Origin of the sequence: Candidatus Leptovillus gracilis, assembly GCA_016716065.1 — a bacterium.
Taxonomy (GTDB): domain Bacteria; phylum Chloroflexota; class Anaerolineae; order Promineifilales; family Promineifilaceae; genus Leptovillus; species Leptovillus gracilis.
Window position 1 is genome coordinate 776,568 of record JADJXA010000002.1, and the last position, 16,195, is coordinate 792,762.

General features: G+C 58.2%; 17 protein-coding genes and 1 pseudogene. 5 read left to right on the forward strand and 13 right to left on the reverse strand.

The window, feature by feature from the left end:
• Positions 1 to 65: 65 nt before the first annotated feature.
• Positions 66 to 1,199, reverse strand: coding sequence for a DNA polymerase III subunit beta (dnaN, locus tag IPM39_07785; GenBank protein MBK8985969.1), 1,134 nt, complete (start codon positions 1,197 to 1,199; stop codon positions 66 to 68).
• A 170-nt stretch (positions 1,200 to 1,369) separates the two neighbouring features.
• Positions 1,370 to 1,897: a tRNA methyltransferase gene (locus tag IPM39_07790; protein MBK8985970.1), complete on the reverse strand. Its 528-nt coding sequence runs from the start codon at positions 1,895 to 1,897 to the stop codon at positions 1,370 to 1,372.
• Positions 1,898 to 1,949: 52 nt separating this feature from the next.
• Here IPM39_07790 and IPM39_07795 point away from each other — a divergent pair, with 52 nt between their 5' ends.
• The gene (locus IPM39_07795) at positions 1,950 to 2,300 is read left to right on the forward strand and encodes a hypothetical protein (protein MBK8985971.1); all 351 of its coding nucleotides are present in this window, start codon (positions 1,950 to 1,952) and stop codon (positions 2,298 to 2,300) included.
• A 219-nt stretch (positions 2,301 to 2,519) separates the two neighbouring features.
• Positions 2,520 to 2,732, forward strand: coding sequence for a YtxH domain-containing protein (locus tag IPM39_07800; GenBank protein MBK8985972.1), 213 nt, complete (start codon positions 2,520 to 2,522; stop codon positions 2,730 to 2,732).
• Positions 2,733 to 2,772: 40 nt separating this feature from the next.
• Here the strand turns inward: IPM39_07800 and IPM39_07805 are convergent, their stop codons facing one another.
• Positions 2,773 to 4,866, reverse strand: a complete 2,094-nt coding sequence (locus tag IPM39_07805) for an immune inhibitor A (GenBank protein MBK8985973.1) — start codon at positions 4,864 to 4,866, stop codon at positions 2,773 to 2,775.
• Positions 4,867 to 4,924: 58 nt separating this feature from the next.
• Positions 4,925 to 6,859, reverse strand: a complete 1,935-nt coding sequence (locus tag IPM39_07810; protein ID MBK8985974.1) for an immune inhibitor A — start codon at positions 6,857 to 6,859, stop codon at positions 4,925 to 4,927.
• A 173-nt stretch (positions 6,860 to 7,032) separates the two neighbouring features.
• Between IPM39_07810 and IPM39_07815 the strand changes: the two genes are divergently transcribed.
• From IPM39_07815 to IPM39_07825, 3 genes are read left to right on the forward strand one after another with little or no spacing between them, the layout of a single operon-like run.
• On the forward strand, positions 7,033 to 8,304 hold the full coding sequence (locus IPM39_07815) for a ketoacyl-ACP synthase III (GenBank protein ID MBK8985975.1): 1,272 nt from the start codon (positions 7,033 to 7,035) through the stop codon (positions 8,302 to 8,304).
• On the forward strand, positions 8,267 to 9,160 hold the full coding sequence (locus IPM39_07820; GenBank protein ID MBK8985976.1) for a hypothetical protein: 894 nt from the start codon (positions 8,267 to 8,269) through the stop codon (positions 9,158 to 9,160). Before IPM39_07815 ends, IPM39_07820 begins: the two co-directional genes overlap by 38 nt.
• Positions 9,161 to 9,163: 3 nt before the next feature.
• Complete coding sequence (locus IPM39_07825; GenBank protein ID MBK8985977.1) at positions 9,164 to 9,553, forward strand: hypothetical protein; 390 nt, start codon at positions 9,164 to 9,166, stop codon at positions 9,551 to 9,553.
• Positions 9,554 to 9,629: 76 nt separating this feature from the next.
• Here the strand turns inward: IPM39_07825 and IPM39_07830 are convergent, their stop codons facing one another.
• The 9 genes and pseudogenes from IPM39_07830 to IPM39_07870 all read right to left on the reverse strand — a co-directional run bounded on the left by IPM39_07830 (position 9,630) and on the right by IPM39_07870 (position 16,152).
• A complete protein-coding gene (locus IPM39_07830) occupies positions 9,630 to 9,896 on the reverse strand; it encodes a hypothetical protein (GenBank protein ID MBK8985978.1) in 267 nt (88 codons plus the stop codon).
• A gap of 27 nt (positions 9,897 to 9,923) precedes the next feature.
• Positions 9,924 to 10,628 carry an HAD hydrolase-like protein gene (locus IPM39_07835; GenBank protein MBK8985979.1) on the reverse strand — a complete coding sequence of 235 codons (705 nt, stop codon included), beginning with the start codon at positions 10,626 to 10,628 and terminating at the stop codon, positions 9,924 to 9,926.
• A complete protein-coding gene (locus IPM39_07840; protein ID MBK8985980.1) occupies positions 10,625 to 11,554 on the reverse strand; it encodes a dihydrodipicolinate synthase family protein in 930 nt (309 codons plus the stop codon). Before IPM39_07840 ends, IPM39_07835 begins: the two co-directional genes overlap by 4 nt.
• Positions 11,555 to 11,583: 29 nt before the next feature.
• Positions 11,584 to 12,933 (reverse strand): acetyl ornithine aminotransferase family protein, encoded by a 1,350-nt coding sequence (locus IPM39_07845; protein MBK8985981.1) that lies wholly within the window; start codon positions 12,931 to 12,933, stop codon positions 11,584 to 11,586.
• A 94-nt stretch (positions 12,934 to 13,027) separates the two neighbouring features.
• A complete protein-coding gene (locus IPM39_07850) occupies positions 13,028 to 13,339 on the reverse strand; it encodes an ATP-dependent Clp protease adaptor ClpS (protein ID MBK8985982.1) in 312 nt (103 codons plus the stop codon).
• 165 nt (positions 13,340 to 13,504) lie between these two features.
• On the reverse strand, positions 13,505 to 14,341 hold the full coding sequence (locus IPM39_07855) for a metallophosphoesterase (GenBank protein ID MBK8985983.1): 837 nt from the start codon (positions 14,339 to 14,341) through the stop codon (positions 13,505 to 13,507).
• A gap of 54 nt (positions 14,342 to 14,395) precedes the next feature.
• Positions 14,396 to 14,605, reverse strand: coding sequence for a hypothetical protein (locus IPM39_07860; GenBank protein ID MBK8985984.1), 210 nt, complete (start codon positions 14,603 to 14,605; stop codon positions 14,396 to 14,398).
• 91 nt (positions 14,606 to 14,696) lie between these two features.
• Positions 14,697 to 15,726: pseudogene (locus tag IPM39_07865) on the reverse strand (alpha-hydroxy-acid oxidizing protein).
• A gap of 165 nt (positions 15,727 to 15,891) precedes the next feature.
• Entirely contained in the window at positions 15,892 to 16,152 is a 261-nt protein-coding gene (locus IPM39_07870; protein MBK8985985.1) for a monovalent cation/H(+) antiporter subunit G, read from the reverse strand.
• Positions 16,153 to 16,195: the final 43 nt, after the last annotated feature.

The following is a 16,195-nucleotide window of genomic DNA, read 5'->3' on the forward strand; positions in this document are numbered from 1 at the left end:
TTTCGGAGGCAAGATACATTCACTCCGAAATCCGAAATCCGAAATCCCAAATCCGAAATTTCTTGTTAGCGTCCAAAGTGCATGGGCATGATGATGTGGACAAAATCATTATCGCCCACCGGTTTGAGGACGCCCGGTTCCATGGGCGTGGTTGTTTCCAGGGCTACCTGCGGCGTGTCAATCACGTTCAATACGTCGGCCATGTATTTGACGTTAAAAGCGATTTCTACCCCGTCGCCGTCTACGCTGGCGTCTATTTGGGCCACGTTGTCGCCGGTTTCGTTGCTGGTGGCGGCAATAACGGCGTGTCCAGGGGTAATCTCGTCGCCCGGCTCCACCCGCACGCGGGCGGTGTGGCTGGATTCACGGGCGAAGATTTCGGCCGTCTTGCACGCTTTGCGGAAATCGGCCGTGCCCATCACGGTGCGGGTGGCGTGGCGTTTGGGGATGATGGGCGTGTAGTCGGGGAAGTTGCCGTCAATCAACTGCGAGACAATGACGATGCTGTCCAGGTCGAAAATGACCTGGTTGCGCCCTTCCGGCAGAGAGATGTAAATCGCCTCCGTGTCGTCGCTGGTGACGCGGGCGACTTCGTTGAGGGCGCGGGAGGGGATGATGATACTGGTGGGGCGTTCGACATGGCCGGGGATGTGGGCCGAGCGCACGGAGAGGCGGAAGCCGTCGGTGGCGGCCATCGTGACCTGACTTTCGTTGAATTTGGTGGAGACGCCGGTGAGGGTGGGGCGCGTGTCGTCCACAGCGGCGGCAAAGGCTACCTGGCCGATCATTTGCTTGAAGACGTCGGCTTCAACGCGGATGCGATGGTCGCGGTCTGGTTCGGGGACCAGGGGAAATTCCTGGGCATCTATGCCTTTGATATTGGCTTCGGTGCGGGCGCAGGAGATGTGCAAGGTCTGGGTCTTTTCGTTCAGGGCGAGATGGACTTGTTCCTGGGGCAGGGCGCTGACCAGGTCGTTGAGGGTGCGGGCGGGCACAGTGATAGCTCCTTCGTCTTCCACTTTGGCCCCAATCCAGCAGGTGATGACAATTTCCAGGTTGGTGGCGGAGAGTTTGAGACGGCCGTTATCCGTAGACAGCAGCACATTCGCCAGCACCGGCAGGGTAGAGCGCGTGCTCACCGCCCGCCCGACAATGCTAAACCCTTTGGCTAAATTTTCTTGCAAGCAGGAAATTTTCATGGCGCTTCTCCCGAAAAAGTTTTGTTGTAATACCCCGCATGTGGCGGTGAAGATAGTATAACAGACAAATGGGGAAATGGGAAGGGTTTTGGGTAATCGGTAATCAGTAATCAGTGTTCAGTGTTCAGTGGAGCGTTACTGAAAACTGGGTACTGGATACTGAACACTGTCTACTGGATACTTCCGTGCCGAATATGGTACAGCACAACGCTCAGGGCGACGTGGACGTTGAGGGATTGGCCTTTGCCATACATGGGCAGGAAAACGGCCGTATCGCAAGCCGCCAATGTCGCTTTGGTAATGCCGTGGTCTTCGTGGCCGACGACCAGGCAGGTCTTTTGTGGGTAGGCAAAGTCGTAATAGGGAACGGCCGTATCCGACAACTCCACCGCCACCATGTGGTAGCCTTCGGCTTTCAAATCGGCGATGGCTTTCAGCGTGTCTTTCTCGTAGCGCCAGGGCATACTCAGGCTTTTGTAGCGGCCTACTTTTTCGATGGTGGGGTTGGGCGGCGTGGGCGTAATGCCCGCCAGCACAAGCTGGGAAACGCCGGCGCCGTCGGCGGCGCGAAAGATGGAACCGACATTGGCCGGATATTCGATGCTTTGCAGCAAAACGGCCAGATCATGGGTCAGGGGATGGGCGCGTTTGTAATCGCGCAAGAAGCGTTTGAGGTCAGTGCCGATAAGTGGTTTCATAAGGCAATTGTAGTATAAAGTTGGGAAAAATTAAGCAAAGGACCTGATCAACATGAAAGATGGTCGGCAATCTTCGACAGCTTCGCCTATTTTGTCGGAAACAGGCAGGCGATTGGGTACGGCCGTTCTTTTTGTAGTTACGCTGGGCGTGGTGGCTCCCATCGTCTGGCTGGCAATCTGGTTTTTGTTTATGTCGTTGGCCCGCAATGAAAGTACGCTGATGGTTTTGGGGTATGCCCAGATTGGCTTGCTGCCCATCAGCGTGATGTGGGGCATTGGGCTGGGGGTGGTCTTGGGTCTTATTCAACGCGGCAAAGCCAGCAAACGCTGGTTGGTTGGTGCGGCCGTTATCGTGTTGAGCGCGGTAGTGATAAACGGGGTTTTGTGGTTGTTGCTGTGGTAAGCGGCGGCAGGTCGCCCGCTTGCCGGCTGCCGGATGGGTTCATGGTCCATCAGGGCATTCGCCCTTTTAAAGTGCTGCATTCCTGAGTATAATCGTGCCCAATTCGAAGATCATTTGGACCCTAAAGGTTTGTATACGCGCAAAGGTCATCATCTGACATTTTTGTCACCTTGTCAGGTATAAAACCCGCAGGGTCTTCCAGGCATCGGGAGTTACTGTATGAATAAAGTGTTTAGTTTTGCGGCTGGCGCCATTTGTGGCGCATTGGTGGGTGGGGTGTTGGTTCTATTGTTTACGCCAGCTTCCGGCGAAGATTTGCTGCAAGCAGCCAATGATCGCTGGCAGTCGGCTTTGAATGAAGGGCGGCAGGCCATGGAAGAGCGCCGCCAGGAGTTGGAAGGCCAGTTTAAGAATATGACGGCCGTTCAGTAAAATTAAAGAGTTGACAGGTTTCCTCAAACCTCTCAGCTCTTTACGGTTCCAATTTCAGCCAATAGTTGGCCGATTGTTCGATGAAAGGGGTGAGCGGGGTGATAGCCAGTATCCCGCCCCCTTTGCCAATTTCCAGTTCCCAGCGGCCCTGATTGAGTTCATTCAACGGCAGTCGGGTGACGCTGGGAATGGGGCCGCCCTCTATCAACTGCACGACCCACTGTTGGGGAAGCTGCCAGCCAGTTTGCAGAAAACCTTCAGCCTGCCACTCTGGGCTGCTGCTCTCGGCATCGTTCAGGTAATCCAATTCTGGCACGCTGATGTCATCCAGGGCAAACCCACGACCGGGAACGGCGGAATCGGTGAGTACCTCAAAGCGCAGCCACACCTGCTGCCCCACGTAGCGGTTTAAAGAAATCTGCTCCTTCACCCAGCCGTCGCGCTGGTCGCGGGCGTCGGCGGAACGGCCGCTAAACGCCGGGCCATATTCGCCGGACGTGGCATGATTGGGCACGAGCAGTTCCCAACTTTGTCCTCTGTCGCTGGAAATGGACAGGTAGGCGAAGTCGTATTCTTCTTCCAGGTCGTACCAGGTGGCAAAATTAAGGCTGGCGCTGGAAAGGGCGCTGAGGTCGAAGACGGCCGTTAGCCGGGCGTTGCTATCATCCTGGGCGGGGGCGTACCACATTTGTTCGCCGCTGCGCGGGGCGCTGTCTATCAGGTCGGCGGTAGAGTCGCCGGCAAAGGTCAGGGTGACGGGGCCGCGTAGGTTCAATTCGACGTAGTGGGTGGCAAACTGGCCTAGCTCATCGGTGGTTTCTTGTGGCAGTTGTTTGATACGCCATTGGTAAGACGGCCGTCCCAGGTCTAGGTTCTGGTAATTGTAACGTGGTCCGGCGGCCGGGCTGTCCAGAAAATTGGCGGCGACCCAATCGGCCGTAAAATCGGTCAGGCTGCGGTCGGGTGCGTGGCCGCGCAAAATGGCCGACACGGCCGCCAGGCCGTTGGCCGGATGGCGCGACAATTCTTGCACGGCCGTTTCGCCCAACTGTTCCCATAGATAAACCATATAGAGATAGGCGGCGCTGTAGTGGGCGTCCACATAGTCGGCGTCGTAATCCCAGGTGTTCAGGCGTGTGTGTGGGCGGCGCGTGTAGTCCAGCGCGGTCGCCGTGTCGAAGCCCAGATAGATTTCGGCAAGCTGCGACAGGCCCTCGTTGAGCCAGGTGTCTTCGTTGGGGTCCAGGTACCACTGGATGAGGTGCTGTATCTCATGGACCAGCGTCCCGTAATACAAATCTTCGCCCAAATCCAGGTTGCCCATGACCAGATAAACCATCTCTTGTTGGTTGGATTCGGCGTAGAGGCTGCGCGGATATTGGTTGACGCTGCTGAAATAGCCCAATTCGCTGCTTGTGTTGGTTCCGGCCAGATGCAGCACAGTGAAATGGGGGTCGTTATCTATGCCCGGCTGCCATTCCTGGCCGAATAAGGTGACCAGACGTGGATAATATTCTGTTTCCAGCCGATCAGCGGCCGTCTGAACCTCTCTTTGATTGAATCTCAGGCTGTCTTCTACCCAGAAATAGGTGTGTTCGGTTATGCCAAGCAGAGTGGCCTGGATACGGCCGTTGTCGGTGAAAAAGGTTTGCCGGTCGCCCAGGCGATAAACCGGCGCAGTTGTGGTCCGTTCGTTGGCTTTGTTGTTGGATAGGCGTTGGCTGCTTTCAAAATAGTCGTGGGGTGGGTAGTTGGTCTCCAGCAGCGTCTGCAAATCCAGCCAGCCGCGAGGTGGTATCTGGTCCTGACGAATGGCGTCGGGCGGCAAGATGAACGGCGTGGGGGAAGGCTGGCTGGTTGGTTCGCTGGCCGGTTGGTTGGTTGGTTCGGGGGTTGGTTGGTTGGTTGGTTGGTTGGTTGGCCGGGTGGGGGATGGGCTGGTTGGCGTGGTGGTGGGCGGGATAAGGGCAACGGCCGTACCAGCCTCCTGGTTCACCTGCTGATCATAGCGCAGCCAGACAATCGCGCCCGCGCCCAAAATGCCCGTCGTGCACACGGCCATGATCGCCAAAACCAGGCAGCCGCCGAGCAGGAGCCAGAAAGTATTATTGGTTGGTTGGTTGCTTGGTCGCATAAGCTCGTGAAAATAGCCAATTGTCAGCAGCTAACAACTACCAACTAACGACTATCAACTATTTCTCCGGAATGATGGCAAACTGATACGGCGCTGTTTGCCTGGTGACGGGCGTGCTGCCTGACACTATAAGGATAGCTTCGCTGTGGTTTCTGTCCATAGGAAATAACCACTGGGCGCGTTGATTCTCATCCAGCGGTAAGCGTTCGATTTGCACGCCGTCGAAGCCAATCAGGATGCGCTGCACGATGAAGGATTGGGGCAGGGTGTTGGTCAGACGCAGCATACCGGTTTCTGTCCATTGGCCTGGCTGTTCGGCGTCGTCCAGGTAGCCTAACTCAGGGATGGCGATATCGTCTACCAGGAAGCCCTGGCCGGTGAGCGCGCCATCGGTGATGGTATGGAAACGCAGCCGGATTTCTTGCCCGGCAAAGGGGGTGAGGTCGGCCGTTTCTTGCTGCCAGACTGGTTTATCGCCGCCGCCGCTGATGCCGGTGTAGCCGGGGCCGAGGCTGTTGCCCTGGGGGTTGTCCGTGGTAGTGGAATTGGTGGCCAGAAGCTGCCAGGTACGGCCGTCATCCACCGACGCCGCTACGTAAGCATAATCCCAACCTGCCTCAATGTCGTACCAGGTCCAGAAGGTCAGCGTGGCCTGATCCAGCCCGGTCAGGTCGAAGGCGCGGGTCAGCGTCATTTCCGATTCGTCGGCCGGTAGGCTGGCGTAGACATAATCGCCGCTGTAAGGGGCGGCGTCTACCAGTTTCACCTGCTGCGTGCCGGTAAACACCACCGTCACCGGGTCTGGGCTGCTGATGTTAAAGTAATCGGTCCCGTATTGGTGTACGGTGTCGCTGTGGGTTTGTGCCACTGGCATTTCGCCAAATTTCTGTGGGTTCATTGCGCCAAAGGTGATGGAGTTGTACTGGTAAACGCCTTCACCGCGCCCCAGGCTGTGCAGCACGTTGGCGACGGCCCAATCGGCAAACAGATCGTCGAAGGTGAAGCTGGTGTCGAGGGTTTGCAGCACGGCCGTAATCCCGGCCGGTCCGCTGGCTGGCTGCTGCACCAACGCCTGCGTCGCCGCCGCGCCAAATCGGTCCAGGAAATAAGCGGCAAAATAAAAGGCGTTGGCGTAATGCGCCCCAATTTGCTCTGGGTCGTGGCTGAGGGTGGTCAGTTGGGTGTCGGTTTTATAGATGAAGTCGGCGGCCCGGTTGACGGTAAAGCCGTTGACGTGGGCGGATAGTTCGGCCAGGCCCTCGTTTAGCCAGCCTTCTTCATTGGGGTCTATATGCCATTGGATGAGGTGTTGCAGTTCGTGGGCGATGGCGTGGTAATAGTTGTCGCTGCCCAGGCGGGCGTCTTTCAGGCTGACATAGAGCAGTTCGCGCTGGTTGGAGTAGGGGTTGACGGCCGTTACCACCTCATCGCCTGACCAAAAATAGGCCACGCCGATGTTGCTGATTTCTTTCAAGTGTAAAATGTTTAGCCGGTTGTCGCCATCTACGCCCGGCTGCCATTCTGTGCCAAAGAAGGCGCGGCTGGTAGGCAAAATCTCGTTTTCCAGGCGGGTGGCAGCGGCGGCCACGTCGGCCGGTTTCAGATTCAGCCCGGTTTCGGCCCACAGGTTCAGGGCGTCGGAGCGGTAAACCAGTTCGGCCTGAATTTGTTTGGTTTGGTTAACGGCCGTATCCTTCACCCAAAACGGCGCTGCATCACCCACCTGGTAGGGGGTGGCGGCGATTTGGGCCACGTTCGGGGTGCTGCTGCCCTGGAAGCGATTGCTCAGGTCGGTCATGTCACGGGGTGGAGCGGCGGCGGTGGCGACGGCCGTCAGGCTTTCATAAGCGCTGGCTGGTGGCGGTGTGGTGATGGGAGTGGGGATGGGCTGCTGCACCAGACCACAGGCGGGAGAGCAGCAGGATGAGGGGAAACGGCCGTGAGCCACAATCACCAACCGGAAAAATTTACAAGCTGCTGTGAGACAAGGCATGACTTATTCTACAAAGGGTATATTCTCCCCAGGCGAACGAGATTCCCCTGCTTTCTTTGCAGGGCCAGGCGCGATTGATTATCGGGTAAGGCAGGGGAGCTGGCGGATGGCGCTGATTCTGGCGGGATCCGCCAGGTTTATTCACATCGAACCAATGGCGGTGCAAGACAATTATGAAATATGCCCACATTGTCGGTTGGGGCTGCTATCTGCCCGACCGCATTATGACCAACGACGAAATCGGCCTGATCGTAGATACCACAGATGACTGGATTCACGCCCGTACCGGCATTCGTCAACGGCACATCGCCGGTGAAGCGGAAACCACATCCACGCTGGCCTTTGAAGCGGCCGCCCGCGCCCTGGTGGTCGCCGATCTGCACCCTTCGCAGGTAGATTTGATCATCGTCGCCACCTCCACGCCGGAGCACATGTTCCCCTCGACAGCCTGCCTGGTGCAAGATTACCTGGGCGCGACGCGGGCGGGGGCGTTTGATCTGGGCGCGGCCTGCTCTGGTTTTGTCTATGGCCTGGAAATGGCAGCGCAGGCCATCGCCACTGGTTCGGTGCGTAATGCCATTGTGATTGGCGCGGAAACCATGTCGCGGGTGTTGGACTGGCAGGACCGTTCGACTTGCATTTTGTTTGGCGATGGGGCGGGGGCGGTGGTGCTGAAAGGTTCGACCATACCCGGCGGTGTGCTGGCTTCCACCTTGCGCTCTGATGGTTCCGGCGGCGATCTGCTTAGTTTACCGGCCCTGTACCACAACCCTGTGCCGCAGTTGGGGTCGGATTTTTATCACAACGGCCACCAGAAAAATACAATTGATATGCATGGCCGCCAGGTTTTCCGTTTTGCCACCCAGGTCATCGCCTCGTCGGTCAAAGAGGTGCTGCGCAAAGCTGATCTGAGCATAGACGACGTGGCCCTGATTGTGCCTCATCAGGCTAACGTGCGGATCATCGAAACGTCGGCCAAACGGCTGAAAATCCCCTACGAAAAGTTTTATGTAAATGTAGGCCAAACCGGCAACACCTCCGCCGCCTCGATTCCTATCGCTCTCTGCCAGGCGGTGAACGAAGGACGGCTGCGGCCAAACGATAACGTGGTGTTTGTCGGTTTTGGCGGTGGACTCACCTGGGGGGCCAACGTGCTAAAGTGGGACGTCACGCCGCCACAAGTGCGCCGGTTGGATCGGGAATGGAAACGGGCCAGGTACATCGTCGCCCGTGGCCGGTCACGGCTGAAGCGTTGGCGGCGCAAGGTGGCGGCCTTTCTGGGCGGTTCGCCCACGCCCGATGCGCGGTTGCGGGACGTCGCCAGGAGAAAGATAGGAAACGAAGAACGGCGAAAGATAATGACGCATAAAGGTCGTCTGGCGGGTGGGGACGTGTTAATATGGACGCATGAACAATCCGACGCAACCACCAACATTTTGGCGTAATCAATGGCCCTGGTTGGTCCTGGGCGGACTGCTGACGATGGCGGGCTTTTTGCTCTGTCTGGCGCCGGAGGAGGCGACGTTGGGGCAGGGTATCCGGATCGTGTACGTCCACGTGGCCCTCACCTGGACGGGCATGGCCGGTTTTGTGATTGCCGGGCTGTTGGGGCTGCTGACGCTGCTCAGCGGTAGGCAGCGGTTTGCCGCCTGGATGCAGACATTGGGCTGGGTGGCTTTTGGCTTTTACGCCGCCGGTATTGCCATGAGCGCCTGGGCGTCTAAGGTGAATTGGGGCAATGTGTTCTGGCAGGAACCGCGGATGGCCGCTGCTTTTAACGGCCTGGCGGTGGCGGTGGTTGTGTTGGCGGCTAATGTCTGGATTCCCTGGGCGCGGCTGCGGGGGCTGCTGCACGTGATCTTGCCGCTGATTATCTTCTGGCTGACTTACAGCGCGCCTTTGCTGCTGCATCCGCGCAACCCCATTTCCACCTCCGATTCCTGGGGCATTCAAGCTGGCTTTTGCCGGTATGTTTTTGTTAACCGCCGGGTTGGCGGCCTGGGTGGTGTGGCAGGTGGGCAAGAAGTCAAAAGGGCGAATAGACTAAATTGCTTTAGCGATGTGCTGCACGATGGTTTCTTCGTTGGCGATACCCTGGATGTGAACACGGCCGTTAATCGCCAGGTGCGGGTAGGCAAATACCGAATATTTCCAGGCCGCCTGGGGGAACATGTCGCCCATGATCAGGTAAGCGCGGATGTGAGGGCTGAAGGCAGCCATGTTGAAAACGGGTTGGGCCATGAGGGGACCGCTTTCATTGTTTACGGCCGTAATCAATTCCAGGTTCACTTCTGTTTTTAGCCCATGCAGCTGCACCCGCGTTTTGGCCTCCAGGCCACTGCCGCGAAAAGCCACCGCCTGTATGGCCGTAACAAACGACGTCATCTGGTAGCCGGCGGGCAGCCCCACCAGGCGCACGCCCACATCTTCATACTCGTCCGGTGTGCCACGCATCACCCCCATGACTGGCCAGTAGGGATAGTTAATGCGCTGCGGCAGCATTTGAAAGGAAATATTGGCGAAACGGTCGGCCAGGGCGCGGCAAAGCTGCCCGGCTTCTCTTTCCCGTTGGCTGGCATTTTCATCCCCCCAAACGATGAGGTGCAAAGGCTCTGGCAAGTGTTCGATAAAAGAGGGGAGCTGCGCCCACGTCTCGGCATCGAAAATGTGTTGTTTGTCGTTCATAACCTTTAGCCTCAACTCCGCTGAATCATTAGCCAGACAAAGCAAGCAAAACAGCCGTGCTTACCGGACTCGTCTCCCGCCACCATCAACTCAAAGAATCGCTCGCCTCTTCCGGCGAAGCGTACAACGTGTCCAGGTGGGCGTGTACCTGCACTTGTTTCTCTCTGGGGTAGATAACCGCCGGATACCAGCCATGTTTGGCGATAGACGGCCGTACCGCGCCAGATAACCCCGCGTTTTTTTTCCGGGGGAACTGCCAGATCACCCAGCCATCTAGCTGGTGAAAAGTTAATGTCGTTGGCTGCGAAGTAGACAAAGTGACATTGGCGACGATGGTTTCTTCAGCGTGCATAATCCCTCCTTGATTGGATGACCGCGTTTAAACCAACAAATGATCACCGGCTAAAATTGCCACAACTGTAGCGGTATCATTCAAGTTTTCCAAGAGGTAATCTGGTTTGTACTGCGCCAGAGTGGCGGCGGCGTGCCAACCACTGGCTACGGCAACGGCCGTTGCCTTTCCGGCCCGCGCACACAAAATATCGGCCGGCGTATCACCGACAATGATCGTACTTTCGCCGGTGAAACCCTCGCCCGTTAAGCCGCTGGCCCGCTGCATGGCGATCTCCGGCAGTTGATTGCGGTCCATATGGTCCGAGCCATAGGCCCCGATGCGGAATTGGTTCGTTTCCAGCCCGGCGGCGCTCAGCTTAAGCGGCGCCGTGCTGACGATATTACCTGTCAGCAGCCCCAAGACCATGTCATCGCGCTGGTTTAGGGCGGCCAACAGTTCCGGCACGCCCAGGCAGGGTTGAATGCCTTTGTCGGGAAAGGTCTCCCGCGCCTGGGCGGTCATCACATCATAAATCATCGGCAGTTTGCTTTGAATATCGGCGGCTGAAAATCCGGCCGCTTGCAGCAAATCGGTGATGATGCGCGCATCCGTTTTGCCGTCCATGCGGTAGTTTTCGATGGGGCCGGCCGTGCCACATACTTGCTCCAGGGCATAGGTCATCGCGGCGCGGCCAGCGCCATTGCTGCGAATCAGCGTGCCATCAATGTCGAACAGGATTAAGCGCTTCATCGGGCCAACAGTCGTTCGATTGCCGGCCAGAACGGGCCGACGGGTGTGGTGCGCGGCAGCATGGGCGGTCCCACCGGCACGCCCCGCTCCGCCAAAATGGCCTTAATCCAGCCAAGTCGCTGCCCATTCGGCGTCAGCGCCAAAATCTGTCGGATAATGGCTTGCTGCCGCTGCGCCTCGGCCAGGTCCCCGGCGGCAAACGCTTCGGTCAGGGCCACGAAAGGTTCGGGAACGGCCGTACTCAATCCGCTCAGCAGCCCATCCATGCCCAGCGCCAGCAACCCCAGGGCGATGGTTTCGTTGCCTGCCAGGGCCACCACAACGTCCGGTCGGGCGTCTAGCAGGCTGCGAATTTGCCCGGCGTCGGCGCGGCTGGACTTCATGCCTGCCAGGTTGGGCAGGGTGTCGGCCAATTTGCCCAGCAGCGCCGGGCTGATACCGTTGACGGCCAACTGCGGGATGTCGTAGAGAATGAGCGGTGTATTGGGCGCGGCGGCGCTGATCTGTTGAAAATACAGCGCCAGGCTGCCATCGTCCATGCCATAAAAATAAGGCGTCATCGCGGCGATGGCATCCGCGCCGATCTCTTCGGCGTGGCGGGCCAGGGTGATGGCGTGGTCGGTGCGCAGTGCGCCAACGTGGACCAGCACCGGCACACGGCCGTCTACCGCATCTATGACGGCCGTATGCAGCTTTTGCCGCTCGGCCAGGTCCAGGGCAATGCCTTCGCCGGTGCTGCCCCCGGCAAACAACCCTTTCACCCCTACACCCACACCCGCGCCAACGCCCCGTTCAATCAGAAAGTCTACCAGGGCGGGGATAACGGCCGTGTTCACCGAATAGCCATCATTGCCAATGGGCGTCGCCATCGCCGGCGTTACGCCGTGTATCAACCTGCTCTTCAATCGTGCAATTTTCGTCTTCACTTTGCCATTCTCCGTTCCCCGATCTTGGTTTATACCCTGGCCCGCAGTGGCAGGTGCATCTGCTCCGCTTTGGTCAGCGATTTTTCAAAAATTTGCATCCCTTCGCCCACCATCGCCTGGGGAATGTTCAGCGCCGGGGTCAGGCGGATGGCGTTGCGGCCACAGGGGATCAGCAGCAGCCCTTCTTCAAACGCATCCTGAATGATGGTGTTGCGCAGGGCCACAGCCCGCGTTTTGTTTTGCTGCTCTTCGATAAATTCGACGCCGATCATCAGGCCGCGCCCGCGCACTTCGCCGATGCTGGGGTGGCGTTCTTGCATTTCGCGTAGGGATTGCATAATCCAGTCACCCGTGGCGGCAGCCTGGGCCAGCAGCCCTTCTTGCTCGATCACGTTCAGCGTCGCCAGGGCGGCGGTGGCGGCGACCGGGTTACCGCCAAAAGTGCTGCCGTGCGAACCCGGCCGCCAGATCATGTGTTCTTTGCGGGCGATGATACCGCCAATGGGCAGCCCGCTGCCCACGCCTTTGGCGAAGCAGACCACGTCGGGCTGCACATCTTCGTGTTCAATGGCCCACCAACGGCCGGTGCGCCCGGCGCCGCTTTGAATTTCATCCACGATCAGCATGATGCCGTATTCATCGCAGATAGTTCGCAAGCGGCGCATAAAGCCGGACGAGGGCACAATATAGCCGCCTTCGCCCTGGATAGGTTCGATCAAAATGCCGGCAATGTCTTCTGGTTCTAACAGGCTGTGGAAGACGTGTTCTTCCAGGTAGTCTAGTATGGCGTCGCCGGCGTTCTGGCCGTCTTGGGCGGACAGCAGCGGGCGGTAGTCGTTGGGGTAGGGCAGGTGATGGACGTAGACGCCGGGTTTGTAGTTTTCGCGCTGCACCGCTTTGCTGGCGGTGAAGGAAAGGGAGCCGAGGGTACGGCCGTGAAATGCCCCTAAGAAGCCGATAAACTTGGAACGGCCGGTCTTGTACATCGCCAGCTTAATGGCCGATTCAACCGCTTCGGTGCCGGAATTTGCCAGGTAAACGATGCTGTCGGGCATGGGGGCGATCTGTTGCAGCTTTTCGGCCAGGTCTACGGCCTGGGGGTAGAAAAAATCGCTCAGGCAGATGTGCCAGAATTTGTCTACCTGCTCGTGGACCGCCTGGGCGACGGCCGGATGGCGGTGGCCGACGTTGAGAACGGCGACCCCGGCCATAAAATCTATGTAGCGACGGCCGTCTACATCCCACACTTCAGAACCCTGGGCGCGATCTACCACCAGGGCGTATTCGCGGGTATAAGATGGCGACAAACTCGCCAGATCACGTTGAATGATGGCCTGCCCTTTGGGTCCGGCCCCGTTTAAACTGAACTTCATGACCATGACTTGACTCCTTAGAAATGACTTAACGCAGAGATACAGAGGCGCAGAGGTGGGACTCTGCTCTCCGCTGATTGACGATGTTCGGTTGGCTCTGCTACTCCGGTTCAATGGTAAATTGGAGGGGATACCCTTCCAGGTTGGCGGCAAATTGGGCTTTGCCCACCCGTTTTTGCGCCTCGGCAAGCGGCAAAGTTGCCACGTAGGCTATGCCGGCGGTGTGGGCCACAAAAGTAACGTGTTCAGCTTCCATCGAGGTGAGTTGGAAGATTTTTTGCAGGATGAGAACGACAAACTCGTAAGGCGTTACCTCGTCATTGTGGATGAGGACGCGGTAGGGTGGTTCCAATGCTTCGGCCTGTTCGGTCTCTTCGTAGATGTCCGGGGAGATCAGGGTTTGTGCTGCCATGTCTGGATTATAGAGAGTGGACCACGGGCGCGCAATAGTTCGGCGGTGGGGGACAGCACAATCGCATCATTGCTTGATGCGACATTGGAACGTGCCCTGATTTAGGAGCTTTGCCCCACAATGGCACGGCTTGGGGGTTGTTGTGGGTTGTGGGTCTGTCTGATTTCAGGCGGAAACGAGGGTGATTTCGGTGATTTCTGGCGGGCAGTTTAAGCGGATTGGCTCGTTGGTGACGCCGATACCCCGGTTGGTGTAGAGCCACATCTCCTGCACGCGGAACAGGCCCATGTCGTATTTGCGTCCCAGGTGGGGCAAAATGAGCGCTCCGCCCAGGCGCGGGAAACGCACCTGCCCGCCGTGCGAATGGCCGGACAACTGCAAAGCAATTTGCGGATACCGGGCGTATTCGTCGGCCAGGTCTGGTTCGTGCAGCAGCAGCACCACTGGCGCGTCGGCTGGCGCGCCAGCCAGAGCGGCGGCGATGTCGGGTTGCCCCGCCCAACCATCATCCAGGCCGGCCAGGTATAAGTGGCCCCCGCCCTGGCTGATGGGCACGCCCTGGTTGATCAGGTAAGGCAGCCGGGCCTCGTCGAAGCCTTTTTTAACGATGTTGACGTCGGTCCATAGGTCGTGGTTGCCCATGACGGCAAAGACGCCGTGTCTGGCATCCAGCCCAGCCAGGATGGGGGCCAGGTCAAAAATGGCGTCTACTTCGTGCCAGACATAGTCGCCGGTCAGCACCGTCAGGTCTGGTTGTAGGCTGTTGGTCAGGGCCACCGCTTCGCGCACAAAATCGGGTTGGGTGAAGGGGTAGAGGTGGAAATCGCTTAATAAGGCCAGGCGGAAACCTTCCAGTGATGGAGCCAGTCCTTTGATGGGCAGGGTCTGGCGCTCGATGACCAACTGCCTGGATTCGTCGCTGCGGGTGATGTGGAAACCGGCAGCCGCGACTGCGCCGCCCACAGCCAGTGTCCCGGCGGCCAGAAATTTACGTCGGCTCATGAGGTTGTCATATCCTTGTTTGGCAAACACGCAGATTGTTTCAGAGAACGGCCGTCAGGCAGCGCTCTCGGCCTCCGTAGTTAGTTTTTTTGCTTTTATGCGTTCGCGGATGACGACCACCAGAATCAAGGTGGTGATAAACAAAGCAGCGATGATGACACGCTGGACGCCAGGGGGCAGTTTGTGTAACAGGGCAAAATTGAGGCGCGATTCCTGGGGAACGGCCGTTTCCAATTCTGTATCATTGTCGCTTGATTCGCTCATGGCAACTCCTCCACATCCGATTCAGGGTCTAAACGTCTGATGATACCACCGGCCTGTCTAAAAGTTCAACTTCTCCAGAGAAGTTGAACTTTTAGACAGGCCAATTCGGGGCAATGAGGGTTTTGTCAATATCGGCCACGCGGGCGCAGCCGCAGAGTCCCATCGCCAGGTCAATCTCAAAGCGCAAAATATCCAATACCCGTTCCACGCCGCGCTGGCCGTCGTAGGCCAGCCCCCATAGCACCGGCCGCCCTACGGCCACCGCTTTCGCCCCCAAAGCCAGCGCCTTGATCACGTCCGTGCCCCGGCGAATGCCGCCATCTAAGAGAACCAGCAGGCGGTCGCCAACGGCCGTTACAATTTCTGGCAACGCTTCAATCGTCGCCGGAGCGGTATCCAGTTGCCGCCCGCCGTGGTTCGAGACAAAAATGCCGGCTACGCCATAATCCAACGCCTGCCGCGCATCCGCCGGATGCACCACCCCCTTCAAAAACACCGGCAGTTTGCTCGTAGCGCACAACCATTCCACATCCTGCCACGACAGTGACTGGTCGAACAGCGAAGTCACGTAAGCCGCCAGGCCGGAATCTTGCACATCTTGCGGAAACTGCTCCTGGCCGGCCGGCATCAGATTCTTCACCGACAGACCCGGCGGCAATTGGAAACGGTTGCGTACGTCTCGTTCGCGGCGGCCCCAGATTTGCGCGTCCACCGTCAGCACCAACGCCGAGCAGCCGGCCGCCTCGGCCCGCCGAATCAGGCCGACCGTCGCGCCGCGATCTTTATAGACGTACAACTGGAACCAGACCGGTCCCTGCGCCGCGGCCAGCACGTCTTCGATGGAGGTCGTGGAGAGGGTGCTGAGGATCATGGTGGTCCCAGGCCGCGCCGGCCGCTTTCACCGTGGCAATCTCGCCTTCTGGATGCGCCATGCGATGAAAAGCGGTCGGCGCTATCATCACCGGCATGGCCATCTTTTCGCCTAACAGCGTCACCGACGTATCGCGCCGGCTTATGTCTTTCAGGACACGGTAATAGAGCCTGATGCGGTCGAAGGCGGCGTGGTTTTCGTGCAGGGTGATTTCGTCATGGGCGCCGCTGGCGTAATAATCGTAGGCCATCTGCGGCAGCTTTTCCCGCGCCAGTTGCTCAAATTCATCGATGTTGATCGGATCCAAAGTTTCCTCTCCTTGAAAATAGTCCACGATACCGGCCGATAGAAAATTTGTGGGCCGTGTCTCTGCGGTTGGCCGTTCACGGATCGCCCAGATCAAACTTCCTGCAAATCATCGCGCACGGGTTCGCATGCGCAAACCAAGGCGATAGGCGGCTGAAGCAATGGCATGGCTGGTAACCGGACCGGCGACCATCAGCAGCACAATCAACAACAACCCCTTGCCCCACCCCAATGGCGTCCAGGCTACCGCGGCAATCAGCAGCAGCACCACGCCAAACACCCCCACCTTGCCGGTGGCGTGCAGCCTGGTATAGACATCCGGCAGGCGGATATAACCGATAATACCGACCACCGAAAAAAACGTACCCACGACGATGGCCAGAATGGCGTAATCAATTGTAATACAGTTTCCA

Bases quoted from the DNA above. Each gene is read 5' to 3' on its own strand.
- dnaN (MBK8985969.1), bottom strand. From the start codon at position 1,199: ATGAAAATTTCCTGCTTGCAAGAAAATTTAGCCAAAGGGTTTAGCATT.
- IPM39_07790 (MBK8985970.1), bottom strand. From the start codon at position 1,897: ATGAAACCACTTATCGGCACTGACCTCAAACGCTTCTTGCGCGATTAC.
- IPM39_07795 (MBK8985971.1), top strand. From the start codon at position 1,950: ATGAAAGATGGTCGGCAATCTTCGACAGCTTCGCCTATTTTGTCGGAA.
- IPM39_07800 (MBK8985972.1), top strand. From the start codon at position 2,520: ATGAATAAAGTGTTTAGTTTTGCGGCTGGCGCCATTTGTGGCGCATTG.
- IPM39_07805 (MBK8985973.1), bottom strand. From the start codon at position 4,866: ATGCGACCAAGCAACCAACCAACCAATAATACTTTCTGGCTCCTGCTC.
- IPM39_07810 (MBK8985974.1), bottom strand. From the start codon at position 6,859: ATGCCTTGTCTCACAGCAGCTTGTAAATTTTTCCGGTTGGTGATTGTG.
- IPM39_07815 (MBK8985975.1), top strand. From the start codon at position 7,033: ATGAAATATGCCCACATTGTCGGTTGGGGCTGCTATCTGCCCGACCGC.
- IPM39_07820 (MBK8985976.1), top strand. From the start codon at position 8,267: ATGAACAATCCGACGCAACCACCAACATTTTGGCGTAATCAATGGCCC.
- IPM39_07825 (MBK8985977.1), top strand. From the start codon at position 9,164: ATGCAGCTGCACCCGCGTTTTGGCCTCCAGGCCACTGCCGCGAAAAGC.
- IPM39_07830 (MBK8985978.1), bottom strand. From the start codon at position 9,896: ATGCACGCTGAAGAAACCATCGTCGCCAATGTCACTTTGTCTACTTCG.
- IPM39_07835 (MBK8985979.1), bottom strand. From the start codon at position 10,628: ATGAAGCGCTTAATCCTGTTCGACATTGATGGCACGCTGATTCGCAGC.
- IPM39_07845 (MBK8985981.1), bottom strand. From the start codon at position 12,933: ATGGTCATGAAGTTCAGTTTAAACGGGGCCGGACCCAAAGGGCAGGCC.
- IPM39_07850 (MBK8985982.1), bottom strand. From the start codon at position 13,339: ATGGCAGCACAAACCCTGATCTCCCCGGACATCTACGAAGAGACCGAA.
- IPM39_07855 (MBK8985983.1), bottom strand. From the start codon at position 14,341: ATGAGCCGACGTAAATTTCTGGCCGCCGGGACACTGGCTGTGGGCGGC.
- IPM39_07860 (MBK8985984.1), bottom strand. From the start codon at position 14,605: ATGAGCGAATCAAGCGACAATGATACAGAATTGGAAACGGCCGTTCCC.